Origin of the sequence: Pseudarthrobacter sp. PS3-L1 (assembly GCF_030063285.1) — a bacterium.
In the GTDB taxonomy this organism is placed as follows: Bacteria; Actinomycetota; Actinomycetes; order Actinomycetales; family Micrococcaceae; genus Arthrobacter.
Map to the genome: position 1 here is coordinate 488,775 of NZ_JASISU010000001.1, position 17,419 is coordinate 506,193.

The 17,419-nt window shown below is 62.8% G+C and carries 15 protein-coding genes and 2 riboswitches; of the genes, 12 read left to right on the forward strand and 3 right to left on the reverse strand.

The window, feature by feature from the left end:
* Window positions 1-2: 2 nt before the first annotated feature.
* Window positions 3-551 (forward strand): DUF3027 domain-containing protein, encoded by a 549-nt coding sequence (locus QMG79_RS02330; protein ID WP_283536956.1) that lies wholly within the window; start codon window positions 3-5, stop codon window positions 549-551.
* A 103-nt stretch (window positions 552-654) separates the two neighbouring features.
* On the opposite strand, the gene serC is transcribed toward QMG79_RS02330, so the two are convergent.
* A complete protein-coding gene (serC, locus tag QMG79_RS02335) occupies window positions 655-1,785 on the reverse strand; it encodes a phosphoserine transaminase (RefSeq protein WP_283536957.1) in 1,131 nt (376 codons plus the stop codon).
* A gap of 280 nt (window positions 1,786-2,065) precedes the next feature.
* On the opposite strand from serC, the gene QMG79_RS02340 reads away from it, so the two are divergent.
* From QMG79_RS02340 to QMG79_RS02390, 11 genes are all read left to right on the forward strand, one after another.
* Window positions 2,066-2,761, forward strand: a complete 696-nt coding sequence (locus QMG79_RS02340) for an iron-dependent transcriptional repressor DtxR (RefSeq protein ID WP_283536958.1) — start codon at window positions 2,066-2,068, stop codon at window positions 2,759-2,761.
* Window positions 2,762-2,874: 113 nt separating this feature from the next.
* Window positions 2,875-3,119: riboswitch (cyclic di-AMP (ydaO/yuaA leader) on the forward strand.
* A 4-nt stretch (window positions 3,120-3,123) separates the two neighbouring features.
* The gene (locus QMG79_RS02345; protein WP_283536959.1) at window positions 3,124-3,951 is read left to right on the forward strand and encodes a M23 family metallopeptidase; all 828 of its coding nucleotides are present in this window, start codon (window positions 3,124-3,126) and stop codon (window positions 3,949-3,951) included.
* Window positions 3,952-4,095: 144 nt separating this feature from the next.
* Window positions 4,096-4,261: riboswitch (cyclic di-AMP (ydaO/yuaA leader) on the forward strand.
* A gap of 4 nt (window positions 4,262-4,265) precedes the next feature.
* On the forward strand, window positions 4,266-5,075 hold the full coding sequence (locus QMG79_RS02350) for a C40 family peptidase (RefSeq protein ID WP_283536960.1): 810 nt from the start codon (window positions 4,266-4,268) through the stop codon (window positions 5,073-5,075).
* A 117-nt stretch (window positions 5,076-5,192) separates the two neighbouring features.
* Complete coding sequence (locus QMG79_RS02355) at window positions 5,193-6,023, forward strand: NlpC/P60 family protein (RefSeq protein ID WP_283536961.1); 831 nt, start codon at window positions 5,193-5,195, stop codon at window positions 6,021-6,023.
* 188 nt (window positions 6,024-6,211) lie between these two features.
* Window positions 6,212-6,712, forward strand: a complete 501-nt coding sequence (locus tag QMG79_RS02360) for an HNH endonuclease (RefSeq protein WP_283536962.1) — start codon at window positions 6,212-6,214, stop codon at window positions 6,710-6,712.
* A 31-nt stretch (window positions 6,713-6,743) separates the two neighbouring features.
* Window positions 6,744-7,379 (forward strand): molybdenum cofactor guanylyltransferase, encoded by a 636-nt coding sequence (gene mobA, locus QMG79_RS02365; RefSeq protein WP_283536963.1) that lies wholly within the window; start codon window positions 6,744-6,746, stop codon window positions 7,377-7,379.
* Window positions 7,380-7,398: 19 nt separating this feature from the next.
* Window positions 7,399-7,740: a DUF6457 domain-containing protein gene (locus QMG79_RS02370; RefSeq protein WP_283536964.1), complete on the forward strand. Its 342-nt coding sequence runs from the start codon at window positions 7,399-7,401 to the stop codon at window positions 7,738-7,740.
* Window positions 7,741-7,745: 5 nt separating this feature from the next.
* Window positions 7,746-9,113, forward strand: coding sequence for a molybdopterin molybdotransferase MoeA (locus QMG79_RS02375; RefSeq protein WP_502934692.1), 1,368 nt, complete (start codon window positions 7,746-7,748; stop codon window positions 9,111-9,113).
* Between the two features lie 68 nt (window positions 9,114-9,181).
* Window positions 9,182-11,503: an FdhF/YdeP family oxidoreductase gene (locus QMG79_RS02380; RefSeq protein ID WP_283536966.1), complete on the forward strand. Its 2,322-nt coding sequence runs from the start codon at window positions 9,182-9,184 to the stop codon at window positions 11,501-11,503.
* On the forward strand, window positions 11,503-12,375 hold the full coding sequence (fdhD, locus tag QMG79_RS02385) for a formate dehydrogenase accessory sulfurtransferase FdhD (protein WP_283536967.1): 873 nt from the start codon (window positions 11,503-11,505) through the stop codon (window positions 12,373-12,375). The genes QMG79_RS02380 and fdhD overlap by 1 nt, the downstream gene beginning before the upstream one ends.
* 121 nt (window positions 12,376-12,496) lie before the next feature.
* On the forward strand, window positions 12,497-15,547 hold the full coding sequence (locus tag QMG79_RS02390) for an alpha-mannosidase (protein WP_283536968.1): 3,051 nt from the start codon (window positions 12,497-12,499) through the stop codon (window positions 15,545-15,547).
* Between the two features lie 237 nt (window positions 15,548-15,784).
* Here the strand turns inward: QMG79_RS02390 and QMG79_RS02395 are convergent, their stop codons facing one another.
* Window positions 15,785-16,525 (reverse strand): hypothetical protein, encoded by a 741-nt coding sequence (locus tag QMG79_RS02395; protein WP_283536969.1) that lies wholly within the window; start codon window positions 16,523-16,525, stop codon window positions 15,785-15,787.
* Entirely contained in the window at window positions 16,522-17,283 is a 762-nt protein-coding gene (locus QMG79_RS02400; protein ID WP_283536970.1) for a hypothetical protein, read from the reverse strand. The genes QMG79_RS02395 and QMG79_RS02400 overlap by 4 nt, the downstream gene beginning before the upstream one ends.
* Window positions 17,284-17,419 lie beyond the last annotated feature (136 nt).

Here is a 17,419-nt window from a genome sequence, read left to right on the forward strand (position 1 = left end):
ACATGGACTTTCCTGCGCGGAAGCCTGCGGAACCCGAGAGCACAGTGCCTCCGGCGCGACGGGCAGTGCCCGCCTGGCGTACCGGGAAACCCGATGCTTTCCTGGCAGCGGCCCAGGATTCTGCACGGACTGCCATTGAATCGATCACGTCCCCTGCAGCGGTCGGCGCCCATCAGGGTGCGCGCAGCGAGGGCGACAGGCTGGTCACGCACCTGTTTGAATGCCGGCTCGCGGGGTATCCAGGATGGCAGTGGTACGCGGTTTTGACCCGTAATTCCCGCTCAAAGTCGGTGACAGTTAACGAGCTCGGGCTTTTGCCGTCCGAGGCGTCGGTCCTTGCTCCTGTGTGGGTGCCGTGGGCGGAGCGTGTCCGGCCTGAGGACGCCCAGGATTCCGAGAACGATTCTGCCGGCGATGGTCCCGTCGCTGCCGGCAGCGACGACCTGGCAGGGGCGCAGTCTTCGGCCCCCGAAGGCGACGACGAGACTGAGGACGACGAAGACCGGGAGGCCGACGCCGCCTGGTCGCGGTTGGCCGACGACGCCGACTGATTCGGCTCCCGCGATGGCCTCTTGTTGCTGCGGGGCCACGCAGGGAAGACGCTGATGGCGCCGGTTCGTGGAACCGGCGCCATCGGCGTCTCACGACTGGGAACTACTGCCGAAGCTGCCCCACAACATAGTCGATTGCGGCAGTCAGCGTCGTGATGTCATCCGGCTCAATAGCAACAAAGGTTGCAATCCGGAGCTGGTTGCGCCCGAGTTTGCGGTAAGGCTCAGTATCCACAATGCCGTTGGCGCGAAGGACCCTGGCCACAGTCGTGGCATCCACTGAATCATCGAAATCGATGGTGACGATCACGTTTGAACGATCCGCAGGGTCCGCAACAAAGGGCGTGGCGTACGGCGAGGACTCGGCCCAAGAGTAGAGCCGGCCGGCAGAATCGGCTGTCCGGGCCGCCGCAAAATCCAATCCGCCCTGTTCGTTGAGCCACTGGACCTGGGCGTCCAGGCTCACCAGCGTGGACAGTGCGGGAGTGTTGTACGTCTGGTTCAGCCGTGAGTTGTCAATGGCGGTCTGGAGGTTCAGGAAATCGGGAACCCAGCGCCCGCTGCTACTGATCTTGGCTGCGCGTTCCAGTGCTGCGGGTGAGAACAAGCCAAGCCAGAGGCCGCCGTCGGACGCAAAGTTCTTCTGCGGGGCGAAGTAGTAGACATCCGCCTCGGAGACGTCCACGTCGAGACCGCCAGCTGCAGAGGTGGCATCGATGACCAGCAAGGACTGCGGATCGGCCCCGCTCACCCGCTTTACGGGAGCGGCAACCCCTGTGGAGGTCTCGTTCTGCGGCCACGCATAGACATCAACGCCTTCCTCCGCGCGCGGAGCGGGACGGGTACCGGGCACGGACGTGATGATGGAGGACTCGTCAAGGAAGGGCGCCTTGTTCGTGGCCGCGGCAAATTTCGAGCCAAACTCACCGAAGGACAGGTGCTGGGCCTTGGTGTCCACCAGGCCAAACGCCGCGACGTCCCAGAACGCTGTGGAACCACCGACTCCCAGAACCACCTCGTAGCCCTCAGGTGCGCGGAAGAAGGAACTGAGCCCGGAACGCACGGAACCGACCAGATCCTTGACCGGAGCCTGCCGGTGCGAGGTGCCAAGAATAGTTGTGGAAGCCGCCGAAAGGGCTGCCATCTGTTCTGGGCGAACCTTTGAAGGCCCTGCACCGAAACGTCCGTCGTTGGGCAGGAGATGGGTTGGGATGGTTACGCTGGGGTCACTCACAGGGGCTCCGATTATCGTGGGCGTGGGCGTGGGCAAGGGGCAGGATGAGGCCGGAGGGCTGCGTAACAGCAAAGCCGTCTCCTATATTGTGCCTGACTACACTTTTGGAGGCTCCCCCAGCGCCTCGAAGTCCGCTCCCTGAGACACGGGTCTGGGCGACGCCCGAATTATCCGGACCTATTCAAAATAGGCTAGGCTTGGACTTTGATGGATGTGGCACCGCTGAACTGGACACCGGTGCAAAGAACGCTGAATTGATGCGCTCGAGGAGCTGAGCTGGATGACCGATCTGATCGATACCACCGAGATGTATCTTCGGACCATTTTGGAGCTGGAAGAAGAAAACATCGTCGCCCTGCGGGCGCGTATCGCGGAACGGCTGCGGCACTCCGGGCCAACCGTCTCCCAAACGATTGGTCGGATGGAACGTGATGGTCTTGTGGTGGTCAGTGGCGACCGCCACCTTGAGCTCACGGAGACCGGCCGAAAGCGGGCCACGGAGGTTATGCGTAAGCACCGTCTTGCTGAACGGCTTCTTGCCGACGTGATCGGCCTGGACTGGGCTTACGTCCATGATGAAGCCTGTCGCTGGGAGCATGTCATGAGCGAACGGGTGGAACGCCGCATCTACGAACTTCTGGACCACCCCACCGAATCGCCGTACGGGAACCCGATCCCGGGGCTCGCCGCCCTGGGGGGCAAGCCGGCGGCTGCCTTCACCGAGGGAGTGGTCAACCTGGTGCAGGCCATGAACGGCTATGCAGCTGATTCTACGATTACGGTGGTTCGGCTGGCCGAGCCCATCCAGGTGGATCCGGAGCTTTTAGTCCAGCTTGATGAGGGCGGAATCCGGCCTGGTGTCCGCGTGACGCTGGGGCGCACGGGCGACTACATTGCTGTGCGCGTCGCAGGGATTGATGGCGCACTGGAACTGCCGTCTGAGGTTGCAGCCCACGTTTTTGTTAAGGTCGGCTGAGGTCGATTCTGGAACCCTGCGGGTTATCCACAGATTATAACGGAATTGTTACTGAGTCCCGTTGTCGCCTATAGTTTAAGTGCAACGCTGATACCCAAGCGTTATACGAGCCACATCATCTGAAGCCGAGCCTTGCCAGCAGATGGTGCGCATGAAGTACCTACTGGCAGGGGCGGGGGAACCACGAATGACCGTCACAAGACGGTCTTGGGGTGAAGTCCGCAGCGCCATGCCGGTCCATTGGAAAGTCCCATCGGGGGACCCCTGTGCGACAACCGGTTTGGCTCAGTGGACCGGGTCGACTAACTCTCTGATCCGAATCCGACAGCTAACTCCGCAGGCTATCCAGAGAGGAAACATTCTTGACTACGCAGAACCCCAGGGGTCGCCGCCGCGCGACAGGCCCCGCTCCGGTGCACGTGCGCGCCGGAGTAACCGCTGTGGACCGCCCACGAGATCCACAGCGGGCAGCGCGCCTGCGTCGAAGCCCTTACCGCCAGGTGACGGATTTCGCAGCGGCCAGCGGGATAGGCCAGAAAGCCGGTGCTGCACTCGCAGCGGCCGGTCTCTTGCTGACGGTAACGATGCCCTTGGCGGGCCCGCTCACAGCTCAGGCCCAGCCCGCAGAGACAGCGGCAATCGCCGCCACTGCAATCCCCAAGCCGCAGATTTCCGCGGATGCCGGGGCTGTTATTGACTTCAGCCGCACTGCCGTTTCAACGCAGGCCGATCCAGACGGCAAGCTCAAGGCACTCTTGTCCGCCCAGTCCGCTGGACCCATCACAGCTGCATCGACCGCCGGTACGCTAGGTGCGCCGCTGGATGTCATGGCGACATCTTCGCCCTTTGGTTACCGGGTCAGCCCCATCACTGGCGGTTCCGGAGAATTCCACCGAGGCCAGGACTATGTGGCCCAGTGCGGAACAGAAGTAAAGGCTGCAGCAAGTGGCACCGTCACTTTCGCTGGATGGCACGAGTATGGGGGTGGCAACCGCGTTGTTGTCGACCATGGCAACGGACTTGAAACTACCTACAACCACCTGTCCTCCTTTACTGTCAAGGTTGGCCAGAAGCTCACCCGTGGTGAGGTGCTTGCCCTGAGCGGCACCACTGGCGCATCGACCGGCTGCCACCTCCACTTTGAGGTCCAGATGAACGGCGACGTTGTCGACCCGATTGGCTGGCTCTGAGCCAAACGATGGAACGCTCTCGCGGAGGTGCCAAGCCCCGTGATCAGAACGTGACATTGCTGTCAAACTGTTGTACCGTTTAGACCGCACCAGCTTTTCCGAGGCTGGCGCTCATGGGTGGATTGCCTAGCTCTGCCACCACTCATGATCCGTTCGCATTAATTCGTCTGGCAGGGGCGGGGGAACCAATTGTGGCTTTCTTTCGGGAAAGCCTTGGGGTTAAGTCGCAAAATCTCGCCTAGAGATCGCGCGGCCGGGTGACTCCCATCCGAATCCGACAGCTCACCTCGCAGGCACTGGGAGAGGCCACCTTCTTGTCTTCACGCACTACTGCCGCGCGCCACCGTGCCCTTGCGGTCCACACCAATCCTCTGGGCACGCTTTCACGCACTGTCAGCGCAAACGCTGGAACCGTAGGCCGCCAAGCTGCTGTCATCGCAGCAGCGTCAGGACTTGTCCTTGCCGCTGGCCTCCCGGCCACAGCCGCAGACACCGCCGTGGGCGTCTCTGCTTCCACGGAGACTGTGTCGGTGTCCGCTGCGGCCATCACCGCTGCTCCGACTGCACTTGTAAGCTTCGAGCGCCTGGTTGTCACCACGACACCCGCCCCCGTCGTTGAACCCGTTCCGGAGCCAGTCGTGGAGCGCGTTGCCGAGGCAGGCGCCACCCCGGCGACAGTAGAGCGGACAGCTTCGGGCACCACAGACGTAGCAACGGCGTCGTCAGCCCCAGCCGCGCAGGCATCACCGGCAGCTGCCGCTGAGCCGGCGCCCGCGAAATCAGGGCCTTCTGCTGCAGCCGCCGGCTTGGCTGGAATCGCCTACACCGGGATTGGCAGCCCTTACGTGTGGGGCGGAACCACACCAGGCGGCTGGGACTGCTCAGGTTTCACGCAGTGGGTCTATGCCCAGGCCGGAATCAGCATTCCCCGCGTCAATGCGTGGAACTCCATGACTCCCACGTCCAACCCGCAGCCCGGTGACCTGGTCATGCAGAACGGCGGAGCCCACGTGGGAATCTACGTCGGCAACGGCATGATGGTCAGCGCACTCAACCCGTCACAGGGCACCCTGTTGCACGCCGTGGCCGCAACCGGCAGCAGCTCCTTTTACACCGTCCGCTAGATCCCTCCAGGCTAAATCCCCGTACAGGGCAGCACGGCACGGCAGTCCCTGACGCCGGCCGTTTGCCCAAAGGCCCAGGACTCCCAACAGTCCCAGGGAAAAGGAAAGAGAGTACCCATGACCACTCGTGTCATAGCAAGGCACCGCGCGGAAGTCACCTCGACCACCTCGCTGGCGGTAATCGCCAAGTCCGTAAGCTCCAATGCTGGCACCATGGGGCGTCAGGCTGCTGTTATTGCCGCTGCTTCCGGGCTCGTCCTGACTAGCGCAATCGCTGCCAACGCGGCTGAGCCAACAGCTCCGCGTGAAGCTGCACCGGCGTCCACCCTGGCCGTTCAGTCCTCCACCAGTTCGGTCATTTCGGCCGAATCGACAGTGGCCATCTCATTTGAGAAGCCGTCAGTCACCACAAGCCCTGCCCCTGTTGTGGCCCCCGAGCCAGAGGTTGTCGAGGCTCCGGCTGCCGTAACTGCGGAGGTCGCCCCCGCTGTACAGGCAGCACCCGCCGGTGCAGTCACTCCTGCTGCACCGGTTGCTGCAGCAGCCCCCGCAGCCCCCGCCGCCCCCGCTGTCACAGTCACTCCGAAATCTTCCGCTCCGGCTGCCCCTGCGGCGTCCAATGGAATCGGTGGCGCCATCCTCTCGGCCGCCTACGCGCAGATCGGTATTAACCAGGACTGCACAGCCCTGGTGTCCAACTCCCTCGCAGCGGTTGGTATCAACTTCCACGACTGGCCCGCCGGGTACTTGTCGCTTGGCCGCACCGTGAGTGCTGCCGAGGCCCAGCCGGGCGATATCGTCTACTACGCCGATGGCGGGGCAGGTGCTGCCCACGTTGCGATCTACGCTGGCAACGGCCAGGCAGTGCATGGCGGCTTTAACGGCTCCACGATTCTCTTCAGTGTCAACGTGGGCTCAGGGCCCACATTCGTCCGCGTCAACGGCTGACCAGCTTGCTCTTGAAGGACCCGCACCCCAGGGTGTGGGTCCTTCGGCCGTTAACAGGCTTCTCCGGGGTGGATTAGTTCATCAGGGGATCTGCTGTTTACTCTGTACTTGTCGATCCATAGCCCGGACATGCCGGGGGCAGCCGGCCCTCGTGCCCCTGACGGGTGCGGCCCCGAAGAGGTACGTGCATGCGCACTCTCGTTCTGAATGCTGGATATGAACCGCTGGCGGTTGTGAGCTTCCGCCGGGCGCTGGTGCTTGTGCTGGCAGGGAAGGCCAGTGTTATTGCAGAGTCCGGGGAGCCGGTGGTTGGTCCGCAGGAGATTCTGGCAAGGCCGTCGGTCATTCTGTTGAACAGGTACGTCAGGCCCCGGTACAACGTGAGCACCCCAGTCAGCCGGAGGGGAGTGTTGCGCAGGGACGGCCACAGATGTGCGTACTGCGACAAGACCGCCCACACCATAGATCACGTTCATCCACGGTCCCGTGGCGGTGCCGACTCTTGGGAGAACCTCGTCGCAGCGTGCCTGCGCTGCAACAATGCCAAAGGAAACCATACCCCCGGGGAGATGGGATGGCGGCTCGGATTTGTGCCCGGACCACCGCATGGGGCGATTTGGCAGATCAAGGAACTTGAAAAGCCTGCAGCTGACTGGACCGAGTTCCTGCGTCCGCCGTCGGCAGCATAAGAATCACGGGCGTGGGCGGTACGCTGATCGAATGGAATTCGACGCCATAGTCCTAGCTGGCGGGCGGTCCTCACGTCTTGGCGGAATCCCCAAGGCTACGCTGGTCTACCACGGCGAGACACTCTTGCGCCGGGCCGTCCAGGCTACAGCTCACGCTGGAGCGCGACGGACAGTTGTGGTGGGGCCGACGATGCCATGGCTGGCAGCGGAGGCCCTTTTTGCCCGGGAGGATCCGCATTTTTCCGGGCCGGCCGCTGGGATCGCTGCAGGACTCGCGGCGCTGGCTGGCGATGGTCAGGCTCCCGCGCGGTGGACGTTGGTCCTTGCGTGTGACATGCCGTTCGCTTCCTCGGCCATTGGCGCCCTGCTTGGTGCGTTCGAGCTCCCGGGCGACGTTGACGGTGTGGTTGCCGACGCCGGGGACGGGCACCGTCAACACCTCGCTGGATTCTATGACACAGATGTGTTAACTGAGGTGGCGGCTGGGCTCGACGCTTCAGGAACGCTCATCAATGCGTCTGTACGCGCCCTGCTTGCTAATCTTGAACTCGTGGCAGTCCCCGTACCTGAGGGGAGCACCGACGACGTCGATACCTGGCACCAGGCAGAGGTATTGGGAGTTACCGCAGCCACGCAGCGCAACGATCCGGCAGCGCCGGCAACCTAGGATGCTTTGGAGGCAGACGGTGACAAGCCAGGACGAGATTTTGCAGCAGTGGTGCCAGGAGTTGCTCACAGCTTTTGAGCTGGAGGATGTTGACCTAGACCCGGCTGCGATCCTGTCCCTCGCGGGTATTGCAGCCCATTCCGTTATTCGACCCGCAGCGCCGCTCACAACCTTCATTGCCGGTTTTGCGGCAGGCCTCGCGGCTGGAACCGGTCAGGCAACGGACAGTGTCGCCATGGGCGCTGCATTGCGGGTAGCCCGCGAGGCTGTTGAACGTCGGCGGCCGGCAGAGTCAGAACCGGGGAGGGTCCATTCCGGAGTGACGGGCAACGAGACCCTTGGTGCGGACAAGGCGGAGTGAACGAGATTCCTGTCCCCGGTCCGCTTCAGCCGGCAGTCCACGAGGCCGTGGGCGCCAGGCACCTAGAGCACTCCTGGCAGGAGGCCAGGCAGGTTGCCGCTGCGGCAGAGCCTGTCCGGACGTCAGCCGTTCCCCTTGCAGAAGCTATTGGCCGTGTCCTCAAAGAACCCCTCCGGGCCGCACAGGACATGCCGCACTACGCATCAGCGGCCATGGACGGGTGGGCCGTAAACGGCACCGGACCGTGGATCATTGTGCCTGCAGGGGAGCGGTTGAGCCCACATCAGGGGTCCGCCATCGCCACCGGTGGGCTCATGCCGCCCGGCGCGAAAGCCGTCCTGCGATCGGAAAGTGCACTCAGGACAACTGACGACGACGGACTTGCTGTGATCGCCGCTGGCGGGACGGCACGGCCAGGGGAACCCAAGAATGGCCAGCACGTCAGGCCAGCGGCAACCGAGGCCCGGGTAGGAGAGGATCTGGTGCCAGTGGGCACGCTACTCTCTCCCGCCCACGTTGCCCTCGCAGCCCTGGCTGGTGTGGACTCACTGGCTGTTGAGGGCAAGCCGCTGGTCCGTCTCCTTTATACGGGTGCTGAGGTCATCCTGCAGGGACGTCCAGAACCAGGGCAGGTCCGCGATGCATTTGGACCGCAGTTGGGACACGTGGTGAACCTTTTGGGCGGTATACCGGCTGGCCAGCAACGGATCGGCGACTCGTATGAAGAGTGGTTGAAGGCTCTGGAGGAAAGCGGTCCGCAGGAACTGCCAGCCGACGTCGTCATCACCACCGGCGGCACGGGGCGCTCCGCTACGGATCACCTGCGCAGCGTGATCCGTGAACTGGGCGGGAATCTGTTAGTGGACGGTATCGCCATGCGACCCGGGCATCCGACGCTGTTGGCTGAACTGCCTGATGGCCGTTACATCCTGGGCCTGCCGGGCAATCCATTGGCCGCGATGGTGGCGCTGGTAACCATTGGCGAACCATTGCTTGCGGCGCTTGCGAACAGGCGTCAGGCTCCAGCGTTGGATGTCCCGTCTGGCACAGTCATTGACGCAAGTACCGGCCCCACGAGGGTGGTTCCGTTCCGCCTGGTGTACGGGATGGCCTCACCTGCGAACCGGGTAGGCTCGGGAATGCTGCGCGGACTTGCCTCGGCCGATGGCCTCCTTGTGGTTCCGCCGCACGGTGTCCAGCTGGGTGAGAAAGTTCCCGCGCTTGAACTACCCTGGCGCGCGGGGTATCTTTCCACAGCCCTTGCGAAGACGGCAGCAGCGTCGCAGGTCCGCAAGCCGCGGGTCCGGCGAGAGAAAGCCGCAGGCCCGGTGGACTGGAGCGCCCTCCTAGAACCGGGAGATCTGAGTCCCTGATCGCACGATGCGCCGGGCCAGGGCTGGGGTTGCTGGCTTGCAGCGGCAGTCCTTGGGATGATGGCACTATGAATAGGAAGCCACCACAGCAGGACGTCAACGAAGATGACCTTAAAATCCACGACCCAAAGTCGAGCGCGGCCGGACTGACCGCTGTCGCGGTTGCTTTGGAACGGGGCTATTCACAGGCCGGAGTGGGCCGAACTGCGCGGTCCCTGCTGCGGGTCAATCAGCACGGTGGGTTCGACTGCCCCGGCTGCGCCTGGCCAGAATCCATTACGGGGCGGCGCAAGCCAGCAGAATTCTGCGAAAACGGTGCCAAGGCAATAGCCGAGGAGAACACCACACGAGAGGTCACGCCGGCTTTTTGGGCTGAACATTCCATTGCGGACCTTGCCGAAAAAACCCAATACTGGTTGGGCAACCAGGGCAGGATCACTGAACCCGTGGTCATCAGGCCGGGGGACACACACTACTCCGCCATCAGCTGGCAAGATGCCTTCGATCTGGTCGCGGAGCACATCCAGGCGACTACTCCGGACCGGTGTGTGTTCTACACATCCGGAAGGACTGCAAATGAAACAGCTTTCCTGTACCAACTCTTTGCCCGGAGCCTGGGCACCAACAATCTCCCGGACTGCTCCAACATGTGCCACGAGTCCTCCGGCTCTGCCCTGAACCCCACGATTGGCATTGGCAAGGGCACTGTCTCACTCGAGGACATCCATCATGCGGAACTGGTGCTGGTGGTGGGCCAGAACCCGGGCACCAATCATCCCCGGATGCTGTCAGCGCTCAGTGACTGCCGTGACAACGGTGGCCGTGTCATGGCAATCAATCCACTTCCGGAAGCTGGGTTGATGAACTTCCGCGATCCGCAGGCAGTCAGCGGAGTGCTGGGGGCAGGATCCACCATCGCGGACAGCTTCCTGCAGATCAAGGTGGGCGGAGACCTCGCCCTGTTCCAGGCGCTGGGGCACCTGCTCCTGCAGGCCGAGGAAGAAAACCCGGGAACCGTCGTCGACCATTCCTTCATTGCCGAGCAAACGCAGGGTTTTGCGGCGTATCGGGAAGCCCGCAGCACCTTGAACTGGGAACTGACAGAGCGGGCCACGGGACTTACCCAAGGCCAAATCAGGGATGCAGCCCAGATGCTGGCGAGCTCCAAAGCCACAACCATCTGCTGGGCACTGGGCCTGACCCAGCAGCCCCATTCGGTCGATACGCTCCGCGAGATCGTCAACCTGCTGCTCCTGCAGGGCAACTTCGGCAAGCACGGCGCCGGCGCCTGCCCGGTCCGCGGGCACTCCAATGTCCAGGGCGACAGGACCATGGGAATCTGGGAGAAGCCCAGTGAGAAGTTCCTGGCCAGCCTGGATCTCGAATTCGGCATCACCAGCCCGCGCGCCCACGGGCACGACTCGGTGGAGACCCAGACAGCGCTCGAACGAGGCGAGGTGGATGTCTTTGTTTCCATGGGCGGAAACTTTGCCTCAGCGGGATCGGACTCTGGCCCGTTGGAGGCCGGATTGCAGCGCACCGGCCTCACAGTGCACATCTCCACCAAACCCAACAGATCCCACGTGGTGCACGGTGTAACCTCCCTGATCCTGCCTACCCTTGGCCGCACCGATACCGATGACAAACACCCCACGGGTAAACAATTCCTCTCTGTGGAGGACTCCATGTCCGTGATTAAATCCACGCAGGGACGCCTCACGCCGGTCTCCGATCACCTCCTCAGCGAGCCAGTGATCGTTGCCCGGATGGCCGAGGCAACCCTGGGCGCGGACCATGCCGTGCCGTGGCGCGAGCTGGCGGAGGACTATGACCGCATCCGTGATTCCGTGTCCCGGGTTGTGCCCGGGTTTGCGGACTTCAATACCAGGGTCCGGACCAAAAATGGGTTTGTGCTGCCCAATCCGCCCAGGGACAAACGGAGCTTTGCGACGGAATCGGGCAAGGCGCACTTCTCGGTACGTCCCCTGGAATTCCTGGAGGCGCCACCAGGCCACCTCATCCTGCAGACAGTGCGCAGCCACGATCAGTACAACACCACCATCTACGGACTCGATGACCGCTACCGTGGCGTATCCCAGGGCAGGCGGGTGATCTTGGTCCACCCGGACGATCTCTCCGAGCTGGGATTTGGCGACAGGGACCTGGTGGATGTTATCTCTTCGTTCCGGGGAAGCGATGGAACACTCACGGAGCGGCGGGCCGACAGGTTTGCCCTGGTGTCCTACCCCACGGCCAAGGGATGCGCTGCCGCATACTTCCCCGAAGCCAACGCCCTGGTGCACCGGGAACTGGTTGCCCGGGAATCAAACACTCCAGGGTTCAAGGCCATGACCATCAGGTTTGTACCCCACCTGGACAAGGAGAACTGATGGGGCGGTTGACCCAACGACGCCGGATCCACCGGGTTGTCCTTGACGGCAGCACTGCAGCACTGGAGTTCCCCGTACGGGCGCGGGAGGATGTCCTGGCCGTGGAGGAACCGCTGGAAATCAGGCTTGGTGGCACCTCGTTTGCCGTCACCATGCGCACTCCTGGCCACGACTTTGACCTCGTGGCAGGCTTCCTGGTCTCCGAGGGCATTATCTGGGAACCGGAGCAGCTGGTCTCGCTGCGCTTCTGTGCCGGCGAAGATGAGGACGGAGTCCAGACCTTCAACGTTGTCGAGGCCCAACTGCGCCCGGATGTGGTGCTTCCCGAAAAAGGACGTACCTTCTACACCTCCAGCTCCTGCGGCATCTGCGGAACGGATTCAATCGAGGCTGTCCACAAATCCTCACGGCATCCGGTGACGGCTGAGCCTGCTGCACTTCCCGCAGCTCTTCTTGCCTGCCTGCCGGACCGGCTCCGGGAATCCCAGGAGCTTTTTGAGCGTACGGGCGGGGTCCACGCAGCGGGGCTTTTCCGGTTGACGGCCGACGGCGGGGCAGACCTGCTGTGCCTGCGCGAGGACGTGGGACGTCACAACGCCGTGGACAAGGTGGTGGGGTGGGCCCTGCGCGAGAAGCTGCTTCCACTGTCCGGAATGGTCCTGCAGGTTTCGGGCAGGGCTTCTTTTGAACTTGTCCAGAAAGCGGCCATGGCAGGGATACCGGTGCTGGCTGCCGTGAGTGCCCCGTCAAGCCTGGCTGTGGAACTCGCCGAGGACAGTGGCATCACTCTCGTGGGCTTCAGCAGGGGGATAAGCCTGAACGTGTATAGCGGGATCCAGCGCATCAGTACCCCTGTCGCGGCGACACCCTGAGCCCTCGATGCATCGGTAGGTGACGGCGAGGCCATTTTGCGTGGTCGCAGCAGCACCGTAGATTTTCTTCCAACGAATGGATCCGGTGAGGGTTCCCGCCACGCAATAAAGAGGGTACGTAGTGCACGACGACCGCCAGATCACCGAACTCCGGCTTGAACGCTTCTTGCGTGAGCGGATTTCGCCTGCCGTGTACCGGCGGTTCGCGCCGATGACACTCAGTAGCTGGGAGGTCCCGGGTGAACCTGTGCCGGCAACCGACGCACTGTCCCAGGACTTTACGCCGCAGGAGCACGGTGTGGCGTGGGGTACGCCCTGGAGCACACTGTGGTTGCACATCGAAGGCGAAGTGCCAGCTGGCTGGGGTTGTGCCGCAGGTACCGACCTGGAAGTGATAGTTGACCTGGGCTTCACGGCCGAGGACCCCGGCTTTCAGTGCGAGGGAATAGCCTGGCGGCCCGACGCCACCATCATCAAGGCCATTTCCCCTCGCAACCAGTACGTCCCCGTGGACCTGGCACGTGCGGGTGCCACAGTGGATTTTTACGTCGAGGCCGCCGCCAACCCGGATGTGGCCCAGGGGTGGACCTTTGCGGCAAACCCCTACGGCGACCGAGCCACGGCTGGCACGGAACCGCAGTACACATTGGGCCGCATTGCGCTCGCAGAACGTGACGTGACCGTCTGGGAACTCGAACAGGATGTGACGGCGCTGCGTGGTCTGATGCTCGAACTCCCTGTTGATCAACCACGACGGCACCTGATCCTGCGGGCCCTGGAGCAGATGCTGGACATCCTCGACCCCGACGACGTAGCGGAAAGCGCCGCAACAGCCAGGGAAGTGATCGCAGGTGTGTTGCACCAGCCAGCCAATGCCAGTGCGCACAACATAGTTGCTACTGGCCACGCGCATATTGATTCCGCCTGGCTCTGGCCCGTGCGTGAAACCATCCGCAAGTGCGCCAGGACCTTTTCCAACGTTGTCGCCCTGATGGACGAGGATTCAGATTTTGTGTTTTCCTGTTCCTCAGCCCAGCAGCTCGCCTGGATGCGGGACTACTACCCGGAATTGTTTGTGCGAATTAAGGAGAAGGTTGCCGCCGGTCAGTTTGTCCCTGTGGGAGGCATGTGGGTGGAAGCGGACACCAATATGCCTGGTAGCGAGGCAATGGCCAGGCAGTTCATCGAAGGCAAGATGTTTTTCCTCGACGAATTTGGCGTCGACACCAGGGAGTCCTGGTTGCCTGATTCCTTTGGCTACTCGGGTGCCCTGCCGCAGATCGTCAAATCGGCCGGTAGTGACTGGTTCCTGACCCAGAAGATTTCCTGGAACCAGGTCAACAAGATGCCGCATCACTCTTTTGAATGGGAAGGTATCGACGGAACACGGCTTTTCACCCATTTCCCGCCGGTGGACACCTACAACTCCCAGCTCAGCGGCGGTGAACTCGCCCACGCAGAGCGCAATTATCGTGACCATGGCCATGGCGCCAGTTCCCTTGTGCCCTTCGGCTATGGCGACGGCGGTGGAGGTCCTACCCGGGAGATGCTTGCCGCCGCCAGGCGAACGGCAGACCTGGAGGGCTCCCCAAAGGTTCGGCTAGGTTCGGCCACGGATTTCTTCACCACGGCACAGCAGGAGTACCGCAACCTTCCGGTCTGGGTGGGTGAGATGTACCTTGAGCTGCACCGGGGCACCTACACAACCCAGGCGGGTACCAAGGCGGGAAACCGCCGTACGGAACATCTCCTCAGGGAAGCCGAGCTCTGGTGCACGGTTGCCACCGTGAAAAAGGGTGCGTCCTACCCGGCGGCGGACCTTAAGCGGCTCTGGCGCCTGGTGCTGCTCCAGCAGTTCCACGACATCCTGCCGGGAAGTTCGATTGCCTGGGTCCACCAGGATGCTGAACGAAACTATGCAGCCATCACAGCCGAGCTTGAGCAGATTATTTCCTCTGCGCTAACTGCAGCATTGGGCACCGGTGCGGTGCCCCTCCTGGCCAACGCAGCCCCGCACTCACGGGCCGGTGTAGCCGCGCTGGCGGCAGGACCCATGCAGTGGACTGGGGACGTTACGGTGACCCGCCATGGCGATGCCACAGTGCTGGACAATGGCGTGATCCGTGCCGTGGTGGATGCTTCTGGCCTGCTCGAATCGTTGGTGGACCATGCTAGCGGCCGGGAGGCGATCGCCCCAGGGGAGCGTGGAAACCTCCTTGAGCTGCACCGAGATACCCCCAACGAATGGGATGCGTGGGATATTGACAGCTTTTACCGCCGCAACGTCACCCAGGTGACTACCGCGGTAAGCGTCCGCGTTGAGGAGGACGCGCATGCCGCCGTCGTCATTGTTGAACGGCTGGCTGGTACCTCGGCCGTGACGCAGCGAATCACGCTCTCTGCCGGAAGCGCCTCGCTGGCCATCAGCACGGCCGTTGACTGGCAGGAGAGGGAGAAGTTGCTCAAGCTCGGCTTCCCCCTGGATGTCCGCGCAGGCCATTCATCGGCGGAAACCCAATTTGGACATGTCCAACGGGCCACCCACGTCAATACTTCCTGGGAGGCGGCAAAGTTCGAGATATGCGCTCATCGGTGGATCCACGTGGGCGAGCCGGGCTACGGCGTGGCCATCAGCAACGCCGCTACCTATGGTCACGACGTCACCCGCAACGTCAGGGACCACGACGGCGGTACCACCACCACCGTGCGACTGTCGCTGCTGCGCGCGCCCAAGTTCCCGGATCCCACGGCTGATGCAGGCCAGCACACGCTGGACGTCACCATCCGTCCGGGTGCCGACATTGCCGATGCCGTGGAGGAGGGGTATCGCACCAACCTGTTGCCGCGGATTCATCGTGGACAGGATTCCAGCGATCCTTTGGTATCAGCAGACAACCCGGCGCTGGTGGTAGAAGCCGTCAAGCTTGCCGAAGACGGATCCGGTGATGTCATTGTGCGGCTCTACGAATCATTGGGCCAGCGTTCGGCTGGTTTGGTCGCGGCGGGGTTTCCGGTAGCTGAGGTGTGGGCCGTGGATCTTCTGGAACGGCGTGTTGCTGCACCCTGGCTGGTTCCTGCCAGCGGTGGATCCATGGACCCCGGTACTGCAGGCCGGGTGGACCTGGTGCTGCGGCCCTTCCAGCTGGTGACACTGAGGTTCGCACGGCGCTAGGGGCCAAGGCGCGGTGGTCAGCTGTGGTGCCCCCTCTGCGCCATCGTCTGGCACTGGCCGTTAAATAGGCTGAGTGGGGGCGGGACCCCAACGGCCCGCCACCACTCATCCCCCCAATGCGAATGTGAAGCCGGGCCACAGCTGACGAAAACATCCCCGTTCAGACAGCCATGGCCCCGGCGGCTTCACACATTCGTAATTCTGTCACGTCTAATGTTTATGTGAAAGCCGGGACGGTTAACTTTTGGTAACTGTCGGCGTGGAGCGCTGCGGCCGTCGTTTTCCTATCAGCTTCGTCATCCAGATCATGGCGAGGCCCGCCACGAAGCAGAGGATGGCCGTGTAGTTCAGGATGTACATCAGCGCTGAAAACGCTACCGGAATGAACGGGAAACCGAGGGTAAGGATAATGGCGACCGAGCCCAGGGACAGCAACAGCGCAGCGATCCGGATCAGCACTGGAAAATTCCCCAGGGCGGTGCGGAACATGCTGGGGAGGAGGGCCGCAACCACGTAGGCGGGGTAGAGCCTGCCAACGGCCCCATAATATTCCAGCAGCACTTGCTGATGAGCAGCCGTACCCGGTTCCTGGTGCATGCCAACCGCCGAGACAGAAGTGTCCAACAGGACGAAGAGGACGCTAACGGCAGCAACGCAGACTCCCAGGGCCACCCACCCCGGGGGTCCAATGATCAACCGATGGGTCCATGCTGTCCCGAAACCCTTGGCGATCCGGTAGCCGACAGCCATGAGGGCGCCGAAGATGACAAGGCGCAGCGCTAGGTTGGCCAGGTTGAAACCGCCCAGGGCCCCGTCAATGGCCAGGTACGGCGCCTCGATACTCAGCAGGACAGCCAGCGCCATAAGTGCAAAGATCGCGAACAGGGAACGGTTCTCCTTTCGCAGCGCACTGGGAATTCGTGCCACAGTGACTGCTGTGCAGCTCAGCAGGGTAATCCACTGCAGGGTCAGAATCATCCGAGGTTCTCCCAGATCCGTTCGGTTTGGCGTTGATCGTGTTCCTGGCGCCGGAGGGCCCGTCCCAAGGCTTGCAGGCGCTCGCCGGCCAAAGCGCTCAGATCACCGGGGGAGAGGCTGGAGAGGGCGCGGCTGCGGGCATCTGCTGGCCATCCTGCCTCTGGTTCGGTGACAAGGCCAGAGGCAACCAGCCCACCAGCTGGTCCCACGCCGGCTGCAATGGACGTTGCTAGTGCCAGTTCCGGTGCCAGGCGGTTGGCACTGAGCTGCGCTGAATAATTCTGAGCTGCTACGCCAGTGGCTGCCGATACGCGGTGGCGGAGTTCGCCGTCGTCAACGGCATCTACCCAGTTCCGAACGGATGTCCGGTGCGGCGGGGCACTCAGGGCAGGTAGCTGCGCACGACCGGGCGCCGGTGTGCCAGGAAAGTATCCGGCGTCTCCTGCTGCGAGCGGCCCGGCCAGAACAGTCCGGAGCAGATCGTCAGTGGAAACCTGGCTGACCAGTTCCTTCGGGGTCGGTGCAACGGGCGCCCCAGCAAGCACCCGATAGTTATCAAAGAAGGACAGGGCTTCAAGGGGATTGCTGCCAAAGGCCCTGCTGATAGCCACGACACTGGACTCGGCAACTTTCCCGCGGACCAGTTGCTGGGCCAGAGTGGTCCGTTTAATGCCTGCAAGCCGGCATACATCGGCGGTGCTCACAGCAGGCGCCACACCGTTGAGCCAGCGCTGGAAGGCTTTTGCGGACAAGGGCATGGGCCATCACTTTCACTGGTGGTCTGGACTAGTCAATTCTACCCGTTGACGTTCCGCTGCTGTGGGTAACTGATTTTACGTACCGGCCAGAGAGGAGTAAAGTCATTCAGGAACCCGCTGGTCCGTACACCCCCCA